The following is a 16,953-nucleotide window of genomic DNA, read 5'->3' as shown; positions in this document are numbered from 1 at the left end:
TTCAGTACCAGCGCTCTTCGCCCTCGGGGCGTTTCTTGAAGCGCTTCATGCTCCACATGTACTGGCTGGGGTAGGCGCGCACGTACTTCTCGACCACGCCACTCATGGCCGCCACGGCGGTGTAGGTGTCGTCGCTGTACATGCCTTCCGGCGCGGCTTCGAGGATCACCTTGTAGCCGGAGCCGTCTTCCAGGCGCAGGGCATGCAGGAACACGCCGACGGCCTTGCCACCGGCGAGCATGCCCGGCACGAACTTGCTGGTCAGTGCCAGGGTGCCGCAGAAGGGCACGAACATGCCGGATGATAGGCTCGGCTCCGGGTCGGCCGGAATGCCCACCGCGCCGCCCTTGCGCACTTCCTTGATGACGCTGAGGATGCCTTCCTTGGTCGACGGCGCCACGCGGTTGCCCAGTTGCACACGCTGCTCGCGCAGCAGGTCATCGACCGCCTTGAGCTTCGGTGGGCGGTAGAAAATGATCGGTTTGCACTGCGAGCAGTAGAAATGGTTGAGCACTTCCCAGTTGCCCAGGTGGCTAGTGATGCCAACCACGCCCTTGCCGGAGGCGAGCGCGGCTTCGAGCACTTCCAGGCCCTCGACTTCGCGCACGCGGGCCAGCGACTTGTGGGCTGGCCAGACCCAGGCGCAGGCGCTCTCGGTCAGGGTGCGGCCGATGTCCATCAGGCTGCGGCCGACCAGCTTGTCGTGCTCGGCGGCGTTCAGTTCAGGGAAGCACTTGGCCAGGTTGATGCGCACGACTTCACGGGAGCCGTTGGGCAACTTCCACATCAGCCAGCCGATCATTGCGCCGAGCGATTGCACTGCCCGCCAGGGCAGGAGGGCGAACAAGCGCAGGGAACCGACCACCAGCGCGCCTTTGAGCTTTTCCACAAGCTGCTCCCATCGAAAAAGGGCGCACAGTGTAACCGTCCGGGGCCAGACTGGCTGTTACATACACGAGCAGAAACGACGAAACGTTCAATAAAGCCTGGTTTTCAGGCGCTCCTGCATCTCGCGCTCGTAGGCCTGCACATCGAACGATGGGTCCATGACCGACTGAAGGATCTCGCCTGGCGACGGCAGGCTGGCGCGCTCGACGCGCCGCTCGGGATCCCACAGCCCGGAGCGCACGGCCGCCTTGGAGCACTGGAAATAGCAGGTGTCGACGCTGATGCGCAGCACGCTGCGTGGCAGCTTGCCTTGCGCCTCGCACAGCGCCAGCAACTCGGGCTCCAGCGAGATGGTCGCGCGGCCGTTGACCCGGAAGCTTTCGCCCACCCCGGGGATCAGGAACAGCAGCGCCACGTGGGGGTCGTGGATGATATTGCGCAGGCTGTCGATGCGGTTGTTGCCCGGGCGATCCGGCAGCAGCAGGGTGCGTTCATCGACGATGCGCACGAAGCCCGGTGCATCGCCGCGTGGCGAGCAGTCCAGCCCGTCCGGGCCATGGGTAGCCAGCACCACGAACGGCGAGGCGGCGACCAGGGCCTGATAAGGCGCGCTCAGGTACGTCAGTTCCTTGCGCAGCGAGCGCTCATGGGGCACGCCATACAGCGCCTGGAGTTGTTCGAGGGTGTCGATGGTGGCGCTCATGGCTGCTTCTCCGTTTGCAGTTGTGCGTAGCGATCGCAGTCGCGGGTGTGGTCCATGACCATGCCGGTGGCCTGCATGAAGGCGTAGCAGATGGTTGGCCCGACAAAGGTGAAGCCGGCCTTTTTCAGCGCCTTGCTCATGGCTTCGGCCTCGGCCGTGACCGCCGGTACATCGCCGCGGCCGGTGAAATGGTTGATCTTCGGCTGGCCACCGACGAACGACCAGAGCAGCGCCACCGGATCGTCGAGACGCAGCCAGGCCTGGGCGTTCTTGCGCGCGGCCTGCAGCTTGAGGCGGTTGCGGATGATGCCGGGATCCTGCATCAGGGTTTCGATGTAGTCGTCGCTCATCGCCGCCAGGCGCTCGGCATCGAAGCCGAACAGCACTTCACGGTAGCGCTCGCGCTTTTTCAGCACGGTAATCCACGACAGCCCGGCCTGGGCACCTTCGAGCAGCAGCATCTCGAACAGGTGCTGTGGATCGCGTGACGGCACGCCCCATTCCCGGTCGTGATAGGCCTGATACAGCGGGTCGTCGTTACACCAGAAACAGCGGGGCATGGCAGTCGGCTCGGCGGTGGGCGAGGGCAGACTATAACCGCGGACTATCAGCGCCTGTAGCCTGGGTGAAACCCGGGAAGCGATATTGGCCCGACCGCCAGGTTTCCTGCCTAAGGGCTGCTGACGATTTCGCGCGCATGGCGCGTTCCCACAAAAAGCACCAGCTCCGTATAGCCGAAAAGCGGTATCGAGCCGGGCCGCCAGGATTTTTCGCCGAAATGCTGCTGACCGTTTTGTCCGCACGCCGGGCTCCCACAAGGGCCGGGGCGAGTCGCCGCTGGAGGGGCTCAGCACTCGCTGGCGATAGAGTCGGCGATGCCTCGACGATATCCACAACCGCATGCTCGGCGCTGCGCCACGTTTGTCAGTCAACACGGCGCTGCATGCGGCCTGCACCTCGCTTCGGGTATACTCCCCGGCTTTCTGTCGCAGCCCCAACAGGTGAATTTTTCGTGAGCCAGACAACGCCTGCCGTGCGCACCTTCCAGGATCTGATCCTCGCCCTGCAACAATACTGGGCCGAGCAAGGCTGTGTGGTACTGCAACCCTATGACATGGAAGTGGGCGCCGGCACCTTTCATACCGCCACTTTCCTGCGTGCCATCGGCCCGGAAACCTGGAACGCCGCCTACGTGCAGCCATCGCGCCGCCCGACCGACGGCCGCTACGGCGAGAACCCCAACCGCCTGCAGCACTACTACCAGTTCCAGGTGGTGCTCAAGCCCAACCCGGAAAACTTCCAGGAGCTGTACCTCGGTTCGCTGAAGGCCATCGGCCTCGACCCTGAAGTGCACGACATCCGCTTCGTCGAAGACAACTGGGAATCGCCGACCCTCGGCGCCTGGGGTCTGGGCTGGGAAATCTGGCTCAACGGCATGGAAGTCACCCAGTTCACCTACTTCCAGCAGGTCGGTGGTATCGAGTGCTACCCGGTCACCGGCGAGATCACCTACGGGCTCGAGCGCCTGGCCATGTACCTGCAGGGCGTCGACTCGGTCTACGACCTGGTGTGGACCGACGGCCAGTTCGGCAAGGTCACCTACGGCGACGTGTTCCACCAGAACGAAGTGGAGCAGTCGACCTACAACTTCGAACACGCCAACGTCGACAAGCTGTTCGAGCTGTTCGATTTCTACGAGAGCGAAGCCAACCGCCTGATCGAGCTGGAGCTGCCGCTGCCGACCTATGAAATGGTCCTCAAGGCTTCGCACACCTTCAACCTGCTGGATGCCCGCCGCGCCATTTCGGTGACCGCGCGCCAGCAGTACATCCTGCGCGTGCGCACCCTGGCCCGCGCCGTGGCGCAGAGTTATCTGCAGGCCCGCCGCCGCCTGGGCTTCCCGCTCGCCGCCCCCGATCTGCGTGATGAAGTACTGGCCAAGCTGGAGGCAGCAGAATGAGTGCGCTCGATTTTCTGGTTGAACTGGGCACCGAAGAGCTGCCACCCAAAGCCCTGAAAACCCTCGGCGAATCCTTTCTCGCCGGTGTCGAGAAAGGCCTCAAGGCCGCCGGCCTGAGCTACCGCGGCGCGCGTTACTACGCCGCGCCGCGGCGCCTGGCGGTGCTGGTCGAGCAACTGGCCAGCGAACAGCCGGACCGCACCGTCAACCTCGACGGCCCGCCCGTACAGGCTGCCTTCGACGCCGACGGCAACCCGACCCAGGCCGCCCTGGGCTTCGCCAAGAAGTGCGGTGTGGAGCTTGCGGCCATCGACCAGAGCGGGCCGAAGCTGAAGTTCAGCCAGCATATCCCTGGCCAGCGTGCCTACACGCTGCTGCCCGGCATCGTGGAAAACTCGCTGAACGAGCTGCCGATTCCCAAGCGCATGCGCTGGGGCGCGCGCAAGACCGAATTCGTCCGCCCGAGCCAGTGGCTGGTGATGCTGTTCGGCGACCAGATCGTCGACTGCGAAATCCTCGCCCAGAAGGCCGGTCGCGTGTCACGCGGCCACCGCTTCCATGCCAACCATGACGTGCGCATTTCCGCGCCGGCCATGTACGCCCAGGAGCTGCGCGCCGCCTACGTGATCGCCGACGCCGCCGAGCGCCGCGAGCAGATCGCCAAGCGCATTGAACAGTTGGCCGCCGAGCAGCAGGGCACCGCCATCGTGCCGCCGGCACTGCTCGACGAAGTCAGCGCCCTGGTCGAATGGCCGGTGCCGCTGGTCTGCTCCTTCGAGGAACGCTTCCTGGAAGTGCCCCAGGAAGCGCTGATCACCACCATGCAGGACAACCAGAAGTACTTCTGCCTGCTCGATGCCAACGGCAAGCTGCTGCCGCGCTTCATCACCGTGGCCAACGTCGAGAGCAAGGATCCGGCGCAGATCGTCTCCGGCAACGAGAAGGTGGTACGCCCACGCCTCACCGACGCCGAGTTCTTCTTCAAGCAGGACAAGAAGCAGCCGCTGGAAGCCTTCAATCAGCGCCTGGCCAACGTGGTGTTCCAGGCCCAGCTCGGCACCGTCTATGACAAGGCCCAGCGTATTTCCGCCCTGGCCGGCTTCATCGCCGGGCGCATCGGCGGCGACGCCAAGCGTGGCGCCCGTGCCGGCCTGCTGAGCAAGTGCGACCTGGCCAGTGAAATGGTCGGCGAATTCCCGGAGATGCAGGGCATCGCCGGTTACTACTACGCCCTGAACGACGGCGAGCCGGAAGACGTCGCCCTGGCCCTGAACGAGCAGTACATGCCGCGCGGCGCCGGCGCCGAACTGCCAAGCACCCTGACCGGTGCAGCGGTAGCCCTGGCTGACAAGCTGGACACCCTGGTGGGTATCTTCGGTATCGGCATGCTGCCCACCGGCAGCAAGGACCCCTACGCGCTGCGCCGTGCCGCCCTGGGCGTGCTGCGCATCCTGATCGAGAAGGGTCTGGAGCTGGACCTGGGCGCCACCGTCGAGTTCGCCGTGCGCCAGTACGGCGGCAAGGTCAAGGCTGCCGGCCTGGCCCCGCAGGTGCTGGAGTTCATCTTCGACCGCCTGCGTGCGCGCTACGAAGACGAAGGCGTGGACGTGTCGGTCTACCAGGCCGTGCGTGCGGTGAACCCGATGTCGCCATTGGACTTCGACCAGCGCGTGCAGGCCGTGCAGGCCTTCCGCACGCTGCCCGAAGCCGAGGCCCTGGCCGCTGCCAACAAGCGCGTGTCCAACCTGCTGAGCAAGGCCGACGGCCAGATCGCCAACAGCATCGAAGCCCATTACTTCGATACGCCGGCCGAGTTCGCCCTCAACGCCGCCATCCAGAAGGCCGACAACGCCGTGCAGCCCCTGGCGCAGTCACGCCAGTACCGCGAGGCGCTGGCCCAACTGGCCTCGCTGCGCACGCCGGTGGATGACTTCTTCGCCAACGCCATGGTCAACGCCGAAGACCCCAAGGTGCGTGCCAACCGCTATGCACTGCTGGCCCGCCTGCGTGGCCTGTTCCTGGGTGTCGCCGATATCTCGGTACTGGGCTGATGACCTTGCCCTCTCCACAAGGAGAGGGCACTGAGGAACATGCGTGAAGCTGATCATTCTTGACCGCGACGGGGTCATCAACCATGACTCCGACGCCTATATCAAAAGCATCGAGGAGTGGATTCCGATCCCCGGCTCCATCGAGGCCATCGCTGCGCTGAGCAAGGCCGGCTGGACCGTGGCCGTGGCCACCAACCAGTCCGGCATCGCCCGCGGCTATTATTCGCTGAGCGTGCTGGAAGCCATGCACGCCCGGTTGCGCGAACGGGTGGCCGAGCAGGGCGGTGAAGTCGGCCTGATCGTGCAGTGCCCCCATGGCCCGGACGATGGCTGCGAGTGCCGCAAACCCAAGCCCGGCATGCTGCGCCAGATCGGCGACCACTACGGCGTACCGCTGAGCGGCATCTGGTTCGTCGGCGACAGCGCCAGTGACCTGGAAACGGCGCGCGCCGTCGATTGTCAGCCTGTGCTGGTGAAAACCGGCAAGGGCCAACGCACCCTGGCCAAGGCATTGCCAGCGGGCACCCTGGTATTCGATGACCTGGCGGCCGTGGCTGCCCAGCTTCTTTCCTGATAGCGCAGGCCAGGCCTGCAACGGTAATTGCTCACATGTCGACAGTGCAGTTGTTCAGAACCTTCCTTTTCTACCTGTTGCTGTCTTCCAGCTCGTTCGTCTGGTGCATCATCAGCGTGTTCGTCGCGCCGTTCCTGCCGTTCCGTGCGCGCTATCGCTTCGTGGTACAGGCCTGGTGCCGCTGCGCGGTGTGGCTGGCGAAAGTGGTCGCCGGCATCAAGTACGAGATCAGGGGCGAAGAAAACATCCCCGAGCGGCCCTGCGTGATCCTCGCCAAGCATCAGAGCACCTGGGAGACCTTCTTCCTGTGCGCCTACTTCGAGCCGCTGAGCCAGGTGATCAAGCGCGAGCTGATGTACGTGCCGTTCTTCGGCTGGGCGCTGGCCATGCTCAAACCCATCGCCATTGACCGCAACAACCCCAAGGCCGCGCTCAAGCAACTCGCCCAACAGGGCCGCACGCGCCTGGAGCAGGGCGCCTGGGTACTGGTTTTCCCGGAGGGCACGCGCATCCCGGACGGCCAGATCGGCAAGTTCTCCCGGGGCGGTACCGCCCTGGCGGTGAACAGCAACCTGCCGGTGCTGCCGATTGCCCACAACGCCGGGCAGTTCTGGCCGAAAGACGGCTGGAGCAAGAAGCCGGGCGTGGTGCAGGTGGTGATCGGCCCCGCCATGTACGCGGAAGGCGAAGGCCCACGGGCGATCGCCAACCTCAACGAGCGGGCATTCCAGTGGGTCAGCCAGGCGCAATGTGAAATCGGTGCACTCAGCCCACAGGCCGAAGCGGTGGAAACGGCCAACGACTTGGCGTGAACCGGCGCATCTGTGGATAACCTGTTGAACAATTTCCTTTTTAAGTGAATTTACGCTCCCAATTTACTGATAAATAAGGATTTTTATCAGTACCTGATCTGTCGATAAATTGGGCATAAGTTTTTGCGTGGCACATGACGATGTTCACGTTGGCGTATCGCCTAGCAGGTGCCTGACCGGCTAAGCTGGCGCAACTTATTGCAGAACGTGTTCACAGCCTCGCGAACTATCGCGGTGCAAGGCAAACGCGGGCGAGGAAGCGACGTTTACTGCGGTAAATGAGCATGACTCGCTCCGCTCGCCCCTTCGGGGCCGCACTGAAGTGCGTTGGCCGCAGGCGGCTTTAAGCCCGCGTTTAACGCCGCAGCGCGGACGCGCAGCAGGCTGTGGCACGTTTTGAGAAACATGGCGAAACGGAGTTCGTATACATGCTTTCCATCTATCAGCTGAAACCGCGCTTTCAGAACCTCTTGCGGCCTCTGGTGCAGCGCCTGTTCGACCGCGGCGTAAGCGCCAACCAGGTGACGCTCGGCGCTGCCATCGTGTCGGTGCTGCTTGGCCTGCTACTGGCCCTGTTTCCCGACCGCCTCTGGCTGTTCGCGTTGATCCCGCTGTGGATGATTCTGCGCATGGCGCTCAATGCCGTGGACGGCATGCTGGCCCGCGAGTTCGGCCAGCAATCGACCCTTGGCGCCTACCTCAACGAGCTGTGCGACGTGATCGCCGATGCCGCGTTGTTCCTGCCGTTCGCCCTGCTGCCGGGCGTGTCTCCAGCGCTGGTGGTGGTGCTGGTGCTGTTTGCGCTGATCAGTGAATACGCCGGCGTCATGGGGCCGATGGTCGGCGCCTCGCGCCGCTATGACGGGCCGATGGGCAAGAGCGACCGCGCCTTCTGCTTTGGCGTGCTCGGTGCCGGGGTGGCGACCACGCTGCTGCCGCTGAGCTGGATCAACCCGATTCTCGCGGTGATCACCGCGCTGCTGCTGTACACGCTGTTCAACCGCGTACGCCAAGGCCTGGCGCAAGCGTCTTCTTCTGCGCAATAGGAATGCACTGATGATCGAAGTTCGCTCCAATACCTTCACGACCCACGACGGCGTCAGCCTGTTCTACCGCCACTGGCCTGCGGCCGATGTGCAGCCCGACGCAGGCCGGCGCGCCATCGTCATGTTCCACCGCGGCCATGAGCACGGCGGGCGCATGGCGCATCTGGTCGAGGAGCTGGGCCTGCAGGGCTTCGACTTCTTCGCCTGGGATGCCCGCGGCCACGGTGAGTCGCCGGGCGAGCGGGGCGACAGCCCGAGCTTCGCCACCAGCGTGCGCGACGTGCAGACCTTTATCGATCACATCACGGACAGTCACGGTATCGCCAGCGAAGACATGCTGGTGCTGGCGCAAAGCGTTGGCGCGGTGGTGGTTTCCACCTGGGCCCACGACTATGCGCCGAAGATCCGCGCGCTGGTGCTCGCCTCGCCGGCGTTCAAGGTCAAGCTGTACGTGCCCCTGGCGCGCCCGGGCCTGAAGCTGATGCGCGCCTGGCGTGGCAATTTCTTCGTCAACAGCTACGTCAAGGCCAAGTTCCTCAGCCACGACCCGCAGCGCATCGCCTCGTTCGACAACGACCCGCTGATCACCCGCGCCATTTCGGTGAACATGCTGCTGGGCCTGTACGACGCCGCCGAGCGGGTGGTCGCCGATGCCCAGGCGATTCAGATTCCCACCCAGCTGCTGATCTCCGGCAGTGATTTCGTGGTGCACCGCAAACCCCAGGAGCAGTTCTTCCAGCGCCTGGGCAGCCTGGACAAGGAAATGCACATCCTGCCCGGGTTCTTCCACGACACCCTGGGCGAGCGCGACCGGGCCCATGCGCTGAGCCGCATTCGCCGCTTCGTGCTGAAAGCCTTCGAGCAGCCGCTGCAGCGCCCCTCGCTGCTGGACGCCGACCGCCTGGGCTGGAGCTGCGCCGAAGCCGAAGAGCTGGCGGCGCCGCTGCCGAAGAACTCGCCGCGTGATCTCTACTGGCGCGCCACCCGGGCCAGCATGCGCCTCGGCAGCAGTGTTTCGGCAGGCGTGAAACTCGGTTTCGAGACCGGCTTCGACTCGGGCAGCACCCTGGATTACGTGTACCGCAACACGCCGACCGGCAGCTCGCCGATTGGCCGGCTGATCGACCGCAACTACCTGAACTCCATCGGCTGGCGGGGCATTCGCCAGCGCAAGGTGCACGCCGAGGAGTTGCTGCGCCTGGCCATGGGCAAACTCCGTGAGAGCGGCCGCCAGGTGCGTATCGTCGATATCGCCGCCGGGCATGGCCGCTACATTCTCGAAGCACTGGAGCAGGGCAGCGACAAGCCGGATTCGATCCTGCTGCGCGACTACAGCGACATCAACGTGCGCGACGGTGCGGCGCTGATCGAGCAGAAAGGTCTGGCCAGCATCGCCCGCTTCGTCAAAGGCGATGCCTTCGACAAGGCCGATCTGGCCGCGCTGGATCTCAGCAGGCCGTTGCAAAACGTAGGCGAGGCAGCCGATGCAAGGCAAAAAGAGGCGAGAGAGCGCAGTTTACAAGGGGTAAATGAGCATCTTGAGCCTGTTTTTAACGAAGCAGCGGCAACGCAGGTATTTTTGCAACAGCCTGCGAAACCGACGCTGGCGGTAGTCTCCGGCCTCTATGAACTGTTCGGCAGCAACCAGATGATCGGCGACTCCCTGGCAGGCCTGGCGGCAGCGGTGGAAGAGGGCGGTTACCTGATCTACACCGGTCAACCGTGGCACCCGCAGCTGGAACTGATCGCCCGTGCGCTGACCAGCCACCGGGGCGGCGAGGCCTGGGTGATGCGCCGGCGCAGCCAGGCGGAGATGGATCAGCTGGTCGAGGCGGCAGGCTTTCGCAAGCTGACCCAGCGCGTCGATGAGTGGGGCATCTTCAGCGTGTCCCTGGCACAGCGGGTGTCCTGATGGCGCCCGCCGCGGTCGTCCGCGAAAGCGGATTATGGAAGCGCGGCATCCTCTGGCTGCTGCTGCTCGCGCCGCTGTTCTTCGGCACCTATGGCTTCGCCAACTGGTTCACCGGCCAGCGTGACGACGTCGGCAGCCTGGTGTTCGGCTGGGAGCGACAGATTCCCCTGTGGCCGTGGACGATCATTCCCTACTGGTCGATCGACCTGCTCTACGGCCTGGCCTTCCTGCTGCCGGCCACCCGTGCGGCGGTGGATCGGCTCGGCCTGCGGCTGCTCACCGCCCAGGTGATCTGCATCAGCTGCTTCCTGCTCTGGCCGCTGCGTTTCACCTTCGAGCGGCCCGCGCTGGATGGGCTGTTCGGGATGATGTTCGACGTGCTGATGGGCTTCGACAAACCCTTCAACCAGGCGCCATCGCTGCATATCACCCTGCTGGTGGTGCTCTGGGCGTGCTTTGCCCAGCACGCCAGCGGCCTGTGGCGTGCAGTCGTGCATATCTGGTTCTGGCTGATCGGCCTGTCGGTGCTGACCACCTGGCAGCACCATTTCATCGACGTACCGACCGGCATGCTGGCTGGCTTCCTGTGCCTGTGGCTGTGGCCCAGCGAAGGGCGCAGCCCACTATTTACCTGGCGCCTGGCCCGCGACCCGCAGCGCTGGCGGCTGGCCCTGCGCTACAGCTTCGGCGCAGCCTTGTGCAGCGCCCTGGCGATCCATTTCGGCGGCTTCGCGTTGTGGCTGTTGTGGCCGGCCTTGTCGCTGCTGATGGTCGCGCTGAACTACGCACTGTTCGGTGCCAAGGGTTTTCAGAAGCGCGCCGACGGCCGCCTCAGCGCTGCCAGCAGCTGGCTGTTGGCGCCCTATCTGCTGGGCGCCTGGATCAACTCACGGGCCTGGACCCGCAACCATCCACAGCCTGATGAAGTAGCGGGCGGCGTCTGGCTCGGTCGCATTCCCGGCAAAGCAAAAGGGCAGGCTTTCGCAGCCATCGCCGACCTGTGTGCCGAGCTGCCATGCCGGGTGGAAGGCAAGGTCTACCGCGAACTGGCGAGCCTCGATCTGATCGCGCCGAGCCGCCAACAGTGCCTGCAGGCGGCCGTGGCCATCGAAGACCTGCGGCGCCACGGGCCGGTGCTGGTGTGCTGTGCCCTGGGCTATTCGCGCAGCGCTACCGCCATCGCCGCCTGGCTGCTGCACAGCGGCCGCTGCAGGAGCGTCGCAGAGGCGGTTTCGCTACTGCGACGGGCTCGCCCACAGGTAGTACTGGGAGAAGCGCATCTGCAGGCCCTGGAAGGCGTTTTAAGCCACTCGATAGTCACCGTGGGAGGCACATTACATGGCCAGTGAAATGCAACTGCAGCTGGTCGCCGGGCTGCTGCGCCGTGGCAAGTGCCTCGATCGCCTGTCGGGCGCGCTGAGCTTGCTCGCCTTGGTCATCGGCCTGGGGCCATTGCTCGGCTTCATGGCGCTCAGCACCGGCGCCGCCGTGTGCATCGCGCTGCTGCTCTGCGGCCTGATCCAGAAGTACTACGCCCTGCGCGTCGCCCTCGATGCCGAGCTGTTTGCCACCCTGGCCGCCGCCCCCGAACAGCTCGAGCGGCGCACCGCCGAGCTCGATCAGGCCTTGCTGTCGCTGGGCCGCAAAGCCGGGCCAGCGCGCTCCTGGGAACAACGCAGCCAGGGCGCCCTGCACCTGCTGCGTCTGCAGGGGCTGTGGCTGGTCCTGCAACTGCTGGTCGCCCTGGCGGCCATCGTGCTGATGCCGTGGCTCTCACACATTCGATTCGGATAAGGAACTGTCCATGCTCGCGTCCCTGGTCGCTTTTTTCATCACCTCCGGTGCGCGGCTGCTCACCGGTGCCCGGGCTCTTTGGCTCGGTAGCACCGCGCAGCCGGTACAACGCATCTACTACGCCAACCACAGCAGCCACGGCGACTTCGTGCTGCTCTGGGCATCGCTGCCCGCGGAGCTGCGCAAGCGCACCCGCCCGGTGGCCGGCGCCGATTACTGGATGAAGGGCGCGCTGCGCAGCTTCCTGATCCAGCGGGTGTTCAACGGCGTGCTGGTCGACCGCCAGCGCAGCGATCCCAACGCCAATCCGCTGCAGGCGATGCTCGATGCGCTGGGCGAGGGCGACTCACTGATCGTCTTCCCGGAAGGCACACGCAATTTGGAAGACGACCTGCTGCCGTTCAAGGCAGGCCTCTATCACCTGGCCAAGGCGCGCCCGGATGTGGAGGTGATCCCGGTATGGATCGCCAACCTCAACCGGGTGATGCCCAAGGGCCGAGCGCTGCCGCTGCCGCTGTTGTGCACCCTGAATTTCGGCGCGCCACTGGGCATGGGCGAGGAGGAGGGCAAAGAGGCCTTCCTCGAGCGCGCCCGCAGCACCCTGCTGGCCCTGGCCCCCGAGGAGGTTTGAGATGGATCGCAATACCTTGCTGTTGTTCGCCGGCATCGGCGGCATTCTGCTCCTCGCCAGCCTGATCGGCTGGCTGCTGAAACTGCGCGCCGGCCCTGGCCAACACGCGGTGATCGACAACCTCAACGCGCGCATCAATGCCTGGTGGGCGATGGTGCTGGTGATCGGCTTCGCCTTCCTGTTCGGCAATACCGGCGTGGTGGTGCTGTTCTACTGCGTATCGTTCTACGCCCTGCGCGAGTTCATGACGCTGACGCCAACCCGGCGCAGTGATTACCCGGCGCTGGTTGCCGCGTTCTACTTCGCGCTGCCCATGCAGTACCTGCTGATCGGCATCGGCTGGTACGGCCTGTTCGCCATCTTCATTCCGGTTTATGTGTTCCTGCTGCTGCCGATCCTGTCGTCCCTGGGCGGCGATACCACGCGCTTCCTGGAACGTACCTCGAAGGTGCAGTGGGGCCTGATGATTGCGGTGTACTGCATCTCCACCGTACCGGCGCTGCTGACCCTGGAGATCGCCGGCTACGAGGGCCGCAACCTGCTGCTGATCGCCTGGCTGGTGATCGTCGTGCAGATCTCCGACGTGCTGCAGTACGTGTGCGGCAAGCTGGCCGGCAAGCACAAGATCGCCCCCAACCTGTCGCCCTCGAAAACCGTTGAAGGCTTCTTTGGTGGCGTGGCCCTGGCCACCCTGGTCGGCGCCTCGCTGTACTGGATCACCCCGTTCGCCTTCTGGCAGGCCGGCCTGTTCGCCCTGTTGGTGTGCCTGCTCGGCTTTGCCGGTGGCCTGGTGATGTCGGCGATCAAACGCGACCGCGGCGTGAAGGACTGGGGCCACATGATCGAAGGCCACGGCGGCATGCTCGACCGCCTCGACTCGGTATGCTTCGCCGCCCCGGTGTTCTTCCATATGGTGCGCTACTGGTGGGCGTGATCGGCCTTTAAGCAATCGATCGGCAATAAAAAACCCGGCACCAGGCCGGGTTTTTCATGCACTGCGATAGGCAATCAAACGTCCAGGTTGGACACCGCCAGGGCGTTGGTCTCGATGAAGTCGCGGCGCGGTTCTACTTCGTCGCCCATCAGGGTGTTGAAGATCTGATCGGCGGCGATGGCGTCTTCGATACGCACCTTGAGCATGCGGCGCACTTCCGGGTCCATGGTGGTTTCCCACAGCTGGTCCGGGTTCATCTCGCCAAGACCCTTGTAGCGCTGGATGCTGTGGCGCTTGGTGCTCTCGGTCATCAGCCAGCTCAGCGCCTCCTTGAAGGTGGTGACCGGCTTCTTGCGCTCGCCACGCTGCACGTAGGCACCTTCTTCGAGCAGACTGTTCAGCTGGTCGCCCAGGCTGGTGACAGTCTTGTAGTCGTTGCTGGTGAAGAAATCACGGTTGAAGGTGATGTAGCTGGAGTTGCCGTGGGAGATCAGCTCGACCTCGGGCAGCCACAGGTGACGCTCGGTGTCTTCGCGCAGGCTGGTCTTGTAGGCCAGGCCGGAGCGATCCATGGTCTTCAGACGGGCATCGAACTTCAGGCGCCAGGCTTCCATGACATCATGGTCCGCGAGCATGTCCTGGGTCACGCCTTCGAGATAAACGAAGTGCTCGGTGATTTCTTCCGGGTACAGGCGCGACAGACGCTTGAGGGTTTTCATCACGGTACGGTAATCACCGACCAGCGCCTGCAGGGAAGCGCCCGACAGACCTGGAGCCGCTTCGTTGACGTGCAGACTGGCATCTTCCAGGGCCGATTGGGTCATGTATTCCTCCATGGCCTCGTCGTCCTTGATGTACTGCTCCTGCTTGCCCTTCTTGACCTTGTACAGCGGCGGCTGGGCGATATAGATGTAGCCGCGCTCGACCAGCTCCGGCAACTGACGGAAGAAGAAGGTCAGCAGCAGGGTGCGGATGTGCGAACCGTCGACGTCAGCATCGGTCATGATGATGATGTTGTGGTAGCGCAGCTTGTCGATGTTGTATTCCTCGCGGCCGATGCCACAGCCCAGGGCGGTGATCAGCGTGCCGACTTCCTGGGAGGAAATCATGCGATCGAAACGCGCACGCTCGACGTTGAGGATCTTGCCCTTGAGCGGCAGGATCGCCTGGGTCTTGCGGTTACGGCCCTGCTTGGCAGAACCGCCCGCGGAGTCACCCTCCACGATGTACAGTTCGGAGAGGGCAGGGTCCTTCTCCTGGCAGTCAGCCAGTTTGCCCGGCAGGCCTGCGATATCCAGCGCACCTTTACGGCGGGTCATCTCACGGGCTTTACGCGCCGCTTCACGGGCGCGGGCAGCGTCGATCATCTTGCCGACGATCAGTTTGGCTTCGTTCGGGTGCTCGAGCAGGAAGTCAGAGAAGAACTTGCCCATCTCTTGCTCGACCGCAGTTTTCACTTCGGAGGAGACCAGCTTGTCCTTGGTCTGCGAGCTGAATTTCGGGTCTGGCACCTTCACCGAAATGATCGCGGTCAAGCCTTCGCGGGCGTCGTCGCCGGTGGTCGCGACCTTGTGCTTCTTGGCCAGACCTTCCTGCTCGATGTAGTTGTTCAGGTTACGCGTCAGCGCCGAACGGAAGCCCGCCAGGTGGGTACCACCGTCACGCTGAGGAATGTTGTTGGTGAAGCACAGCAGGTTCTCGTTGAAGCTGTCGTTCCACTGCAGCGCCACTTCCACACCCACGCCGTCATCACGCTGTACGGAGAAGTGGAACACCTGGTTCACAGCGGTCTTGTTGACGTTCAGGTATTCGACGAATGCGCGCAGGCCGCCCTCGTACTTGAACAGTTCTTCCTTGGCGGTGCGCTCGTCCTTCAGGAGGATGCCGACGCCGGAGTTGAGGAACGACAGTTCGCGCAGACGCTTGGCCAGGATGTCCCAGCTGAAGTGAATGTTGGCGAAGGTTTCTTCGGACGGCTTGAAGTGGATCTGCGTACCGGTGGTATCGCTGTCACCCACCGCTGCGATCGGCGCCTGCGGCACACCGTGCACGTAGGTCTGCTCCCAGATCTTGCCGCTACGGCGGATGGTCAGCACCAGCTCCTTGGAGAGTGCGTTGACCACCGAAACACCCACGCCGTGCAGGCCGCCAGACACCTTGTAGCTGTTGTCGTCGAACTTACCGCCGGCGTGCAGCACGGTCATGATGACCTCTGCCGCGGAGACGCCTTCTTCCTTGTGGATATCGACCGGAATACCACGGCCATTGTCGCGAACACTGATCGACTCATCCGGGTGGATGGTGATGGTGATTTCGCTGCAATGCCCCGCCAGGGCTTCGTCGATGGAGTTATCGACCACCTCGAAGACCATATGGTGCAGACCGCTGCCATCATCGGTGTCGCCGATGTACATGCCAGGCCGCTTGCGTACGGCATCCAGGCCCTTGAGGACCTTAATGTTATTGGAGTCGTACGTTTGGTTTTCGCTCATGCTTCACTCCTGGTGGTCGAGGTCTGGGTGATACGTCCATGTTCCACGTGGAACATGGAAACCGGCGTATCCGTTTGCCAGCCATCGCTCAACAATTCATGGTCTACACAGGTGATGAATACCTGGCAGTTCAAATCTTCCAACAACCGGCACAATGCGCGGCGATGCTGCTCATCCAGTTCTGACGGCAAGTCATCCACCAGATAGATGCATTGGCCACGCTTGGCCTGATCAACCAAATGCCCCTGGGCGATCCGCAGGGCGCACACCACCAACTTCTGTTGGCCGCGGGACAAGATGTCCGCCGCGTTGTGGGCGCCAAGCCTCAGCCTGAGGTCCGCTCGCTGCGGGCCAGACTGGGTATGCCCAATCTGCTGATCACGCAACAACGACGACGTGAGCACTTCACTGAGGGGGCGCTCTTTATCCCAGCCCCGGTAGTAGCTCAGCGTCAGCCCTTCGAGCGCCACCAGCTCGCTCAGCGTCTGCTCGAATACCGGCTTGAGCTGCTGTATGTAGGACCGCCGATAACCATCAATTTCATCGCTGGCCAGGCACAACTCACGATCCCAGGCCGCTTGAGAAACGGCATCAAGTGTACCACGGCGCAGCCACGAGTTCCGCTGCTTGAGGGCCTTCTGCAGGCGCTGCCAGGCCGGCAAGAAACGAGGTTCCACGTGGAACACACCCCAATCGAGAAACTGCCGGCGAATCTTCGGCGAGCCTTCCAGCAGGCGGAAGCTGTCCGGATTGATCAGCTGCAACGGCAGGGTTTCGGCAAGCTGCGCCGCACTGCGCGCATTCTGCCCGTCGATGCGAATCTGGAAATCGCCCTGGCGATCGCGTGACACACCGAGATTGCTCTGCCGGCCATCCGCCAGGCTCACCTGGCCGAACAGGGTGCAGGTCTGCTGCTCGTACTGGATGACCGGCAGCAAGCGCGCGCTACGAAACGAACGGGCGAGACCGAGCAGATGAATACCCTCGAGCACGCTGGTTTTGCCGCTGCCATTCGCACCATAGAGAATATTGATGCGTGGTGAAGGCAGCAGCGTCGACGGCTGAAGGTTACGGACGGCAGTGAAATTGATGCGAGTCAGAGACATGAACTGGCCGGAGAAGAGGGCAGAAGTATCCACTGCCTTAAACGAAATCA

General features: G+C 63.7%; 15 protein-coding genes. 10 read left to right on the top strand and 5 right to left on the bottom strand.

Going from position 1 to position 16,953, the window contains the following annotated elements:
• Position 1: 1 nt before the first annotated feature.
• The 3 genes from QYS36_RS09130 to QYS36_RS09120 all read right to left on the bottom strand — a co-directional run bounded on the left by QYS36_RS09130 (position 2) and on the right by QYS36_RS09120 (position 2,151).
• A complete protein-coding gene (locus QYS36_RS09130; protein ID WP_308839167.1) occupies positions 2 to 889 on the bottom strand; it encodes a lysophospholipid acyltransferase in 888 nt (295 codons plus the stop codon).
• Positions 890 to 976: 87 nt separating this feature from the next.
• Positions 977 to 1,591, bottom strand: a complete 615-nt coding sequence (locus QYS36_RS09125) for a pyridoxamine 5'-phosphate oxidase family protein (RefSeq protein WP_308839166.1) — start codon at positions 1,589 to 1,591, stop codon at positions 977 to 979.
• Positions 1,588 to 2,151, bottom strand: a complete 564-nt coding sequence (locus QYS36_RS09120; RefSeq protein ID WP_308839165.1) for a DNA-3-methyladenine glycosylase I — start codon at positions 2,149 to 2,151, stop codon at positions 1,588 to 1,590. Before QYS36_RS09120 ends, QYS36_RS09125 begins: the two co-directional genes overlap by 4 nt.
• A 452-nt stretch (positions 2,152 to 2,603) precedes the next feature.
• On the opposite strand from QYS36_RS09120, the gene glyQ reads away from it, so the two are divergent.
• From glyQ to QYS36_RS09070, 10 genes are all read left to right on the top strand, one after another.
• Complete coding sequence (gene glyQ / locus QYS36_RS09115) at positions 2,604 to 3,551, top strand: glycine--tRNA ligase subunit alpha (RefSeq protein WP_308839164.1); 948 nt, start codon at positions 2,604 to 2,606, stop codon at positions 3,549 to 3,551.
• Positions 3,548 to 5,602: a glycine--tRNA ligase subunit beta gene (gene glyS, locus QYS36_RS09110; RefSeq protein ID WP_308839163.1), complete on the top strand. Its 2,055-nt coding sequence runs from the start codon at positions 3,548 to 3,550 to the stop codon at positions 5,600 to 5,602. The genes glyQ and glyS overlap by 4 nt, the downstream gene beginning before the upstream one ends.
• Before the next feature lie 43 nt (positions 5,603 to 5,645).
• Positions 5,646 to 6,176 (top strand): D-glycero-beta-D-manno-heptose 1,7-bisphosphate 7-phosphatase, encoded by a 531-nt coding sequence (gene gmhB, locus QYS36_RS09105; RefSeq protein ID WP_308839162.1) that lies wholly within the window; start codon positions 5,646 to 5,648, stop codon positions 6,174 to 6,176.
• Positions 6,177 to 6,211: 35 nt separating this feature from the next.
• Positions 6,212 to 6,988 carry a lysophospholipid acyltransferase family protein gene (locus QYS36_RS09100; RefSeq protein WP_308839161.1) on the top strand — a complete coding sequence of 259 codons (777 nt, stop codon included), beginning with the start codon at positions 6,212 to 6,214 and terminating at the stop codon, positions 6,986 to 6,988.
• 428 nt (positions 6,989 to 7,416) lie between these two features.
• Positions 7,417 to 8,034 carry a CDP-alcohol phosphatidyltransferase family protein gene (locus QYS36_RS09095; protein WP_308839160.1) on the top strand — a complete coding sequence of 206 codons (618 nt, stop codon included), beginning with the start codon at positions 7,417 to 7,419 and terminating at the stop codon, positions 8,032 to 8,034.
• Between the two features lie 10 nt (positions 8,035 to 8,044).
• Positions 8,045 to 9,946, top strand: a complete 1,902-nt coding sequence (locus QYS36_RS09090; RefSeq protein WP_308839159.1) for a bifunctional alpha/beta hydrolase/class I SAM-dependent methyltransferase — start codon at positions 8,045 to 8,047, stop codon at positions 9,944 to 9,946.
• The gene (locus QYS36_RS09085; protein ID WP_308839158.1) at positions 9,946 to 11,295 is read left to right on the top strand and encodes a phosphatase PAP2/dual specificity phosphatase family protein; all 1,350 of its coding nucleotides are present in this window, start codon (positions 9,946 to 9,948) and stop codon (positions 11,293 to 11,295) included. Before QYS36_RS09090 ends, QYS36_RS09085 begins: the two co-directional genes overlap by 1 nt.
• The gene (locus QYS36_RS09080) at positions 11,285 to 11,740 is read left to right on the top strand and encodes a hypothetical protein (protein ID WP_308839157.1); all 456 of its coding nucleotides are present in this window, start codon (positions 11,285 to 11,287) and stop codon (positions 11,738 to 11,740) included. The genes QYS36_RS09085 and QYS36_RS09080 overlap by 11 nt, the downstream gene beginning before the upstream one ends.
• Before the next feature lie 10 nt (positions 11,741 to 11,750).
• The gene (locus QYS36_RS09075; protein ID WP_308839156.1) at positions 11,751 to 12,371 is read left to right on the top strand and encodes a lysophospholipid acyltransferase family protein; all 621 of its coding nucleotides are present in this window, start codon (positions 11,751 to 11,753) and stop codon (positions 12,369 to 12,371) included.
• 1 nt (position 12,372) lies between these two features.
• Positions 12,373 to 13,305, top strand: coding sequence for a phosphatidate cytidylyltransferase (locus QYS36_RS09070; protein WP_308839155.1), 933 nt, complete (start codon positions 12,373 to 12,375; stop codon positions 13,303 to 13,305).
• 74 nt (positions 13,306 to 13,379) lie between these two features.
• On the opposite strand, the gene gyrB is transcribed toward QYS36_RS09070, so the two are convergent.
• Entirely contained in the window at positions 13,380 to 15,797 is a 2,418-nt protein-coding gene (gene gyrB / locus QYS36_RS09065) for a DNA topoisomerase (ATP-hydrolyzing) subunit B (protein ID WP_308839154.1), read from the bottom strand.
• Entirely contained in the window at positions 15,794 to 16,903 is a 1,110-nt protein-coding gene (recF, locus tag QYS36_RS09060) for a DNA replication/repair protein RecF (RefSeq protein WP_073263649.1), read from the bottom strand. Before recF ends, gyrB begins: the two co-directional genes overlap by 4 nt.
• Positions 16,904 to 16,953 lie beyond the last annotated feature (50 nt).

Origin of the sequence: Pseudomonas sp. G34, from assembly GCF_031119625.1 — a bacterium.
Classification (GTDB): Bacteria; Pseudomonadota; Gammaproteobacteria; order Pseudomonadales; family Pseudomonadaceae; genus Aquipseudomonas.
The sequence above is the reverse complement of the archived record's forward strand: the minus strand, read 5'-3'. Positions and strand labels throughout refer to the sequence as shown.

Excerpts from the sequence above, each read along its gene's own strand:
- QYS36_RS09125 (WP_308839166.1), bottom strand. The coding sequence starts at position 1,591 with ATGAGCGCCACCATCGACACCCTCGAACAACTCCAGGCGCTGTATGGC.
- QYS36_RS09120 (WP_308839165.1), bottom strand. The coding sequence starts at position 2,151 with ATGCCCCGCTGTTTCTGGTGTAACGACGACCCGCTGTATCAGGCCTAT.
- glyS (WP_308839163.1), top strand. The coding sequence starts at position 3,548 with ATGAGTGCGCTCGATTTTCTGGTTGAACTGGGCACCGAAGAGCTGCCA.
- QYS36_RS09100 (WP_308839161.1), top strand. The coding sequence starts at position 6,212 with ATGTCGACAGTGCAGTTGTTCAGAACCTTCCTTTTCTACCTGTTGCTG.
- QYS36_RS09095 (WP_308839160.1), top strand. The coding sequence starts at position 7,417 with ATGCTTTCCATCTATCAGCTGAAACCGCGCTTTCAGAACCTCTTGCGG.
- QYS36_RS09090 (WP_308839159.1), top strand. The coding sequence starts at position 8,045 with ATGATCGAAGTTCGCTCCAATACCTTCACGACCCACGACGGCGTCAGC.
- QYS36_RS09085 (WP_308839158.1), top strand. The coding sequence starts at position 9,946 with ATGGCGCCCGCCGCGGTCGTCCGCGAAAGCGGATTATGGAAGCGCGGC.
- QYS36_RS09080 (WP_308839157.1), top strand. The coding sequence starts at position 11,285 with ATGGCCAGTGAAATGCAACTGCAGCTGGTCGCCGGGCTGCTGCGCCGT.
- QYS36_RS09075 (WP_308839156.1), top strand. The coding sequence starts at position 11,751 with ATGCTCGCGTCCCTGGTCGCTTTTTTCATCACCTCCGGTGCGCGGCTG.
- QYS36_RS09070 (WP_308839155.1), top strand. The coding sequence starts at position 12,373 with ATGGATCGCAATACCTTGCTGTTGTTCGCCGGCATCGGCGGCATTCTG.
- gyrB (WP_308839154.1), bottom strand. The coding sequence starts at position 15,797 with ATGAGCGAAAACCAAACGTACGACTCCAATAACATTAAGGTCCTCAAG.
- recF (WP_073263649.1), bottom strand. The coding sequence starts at position 16,903 with ATGTCTCTGACTCGCATCAATTTCACTGCCGTCCGTAACCTTCAGCCG.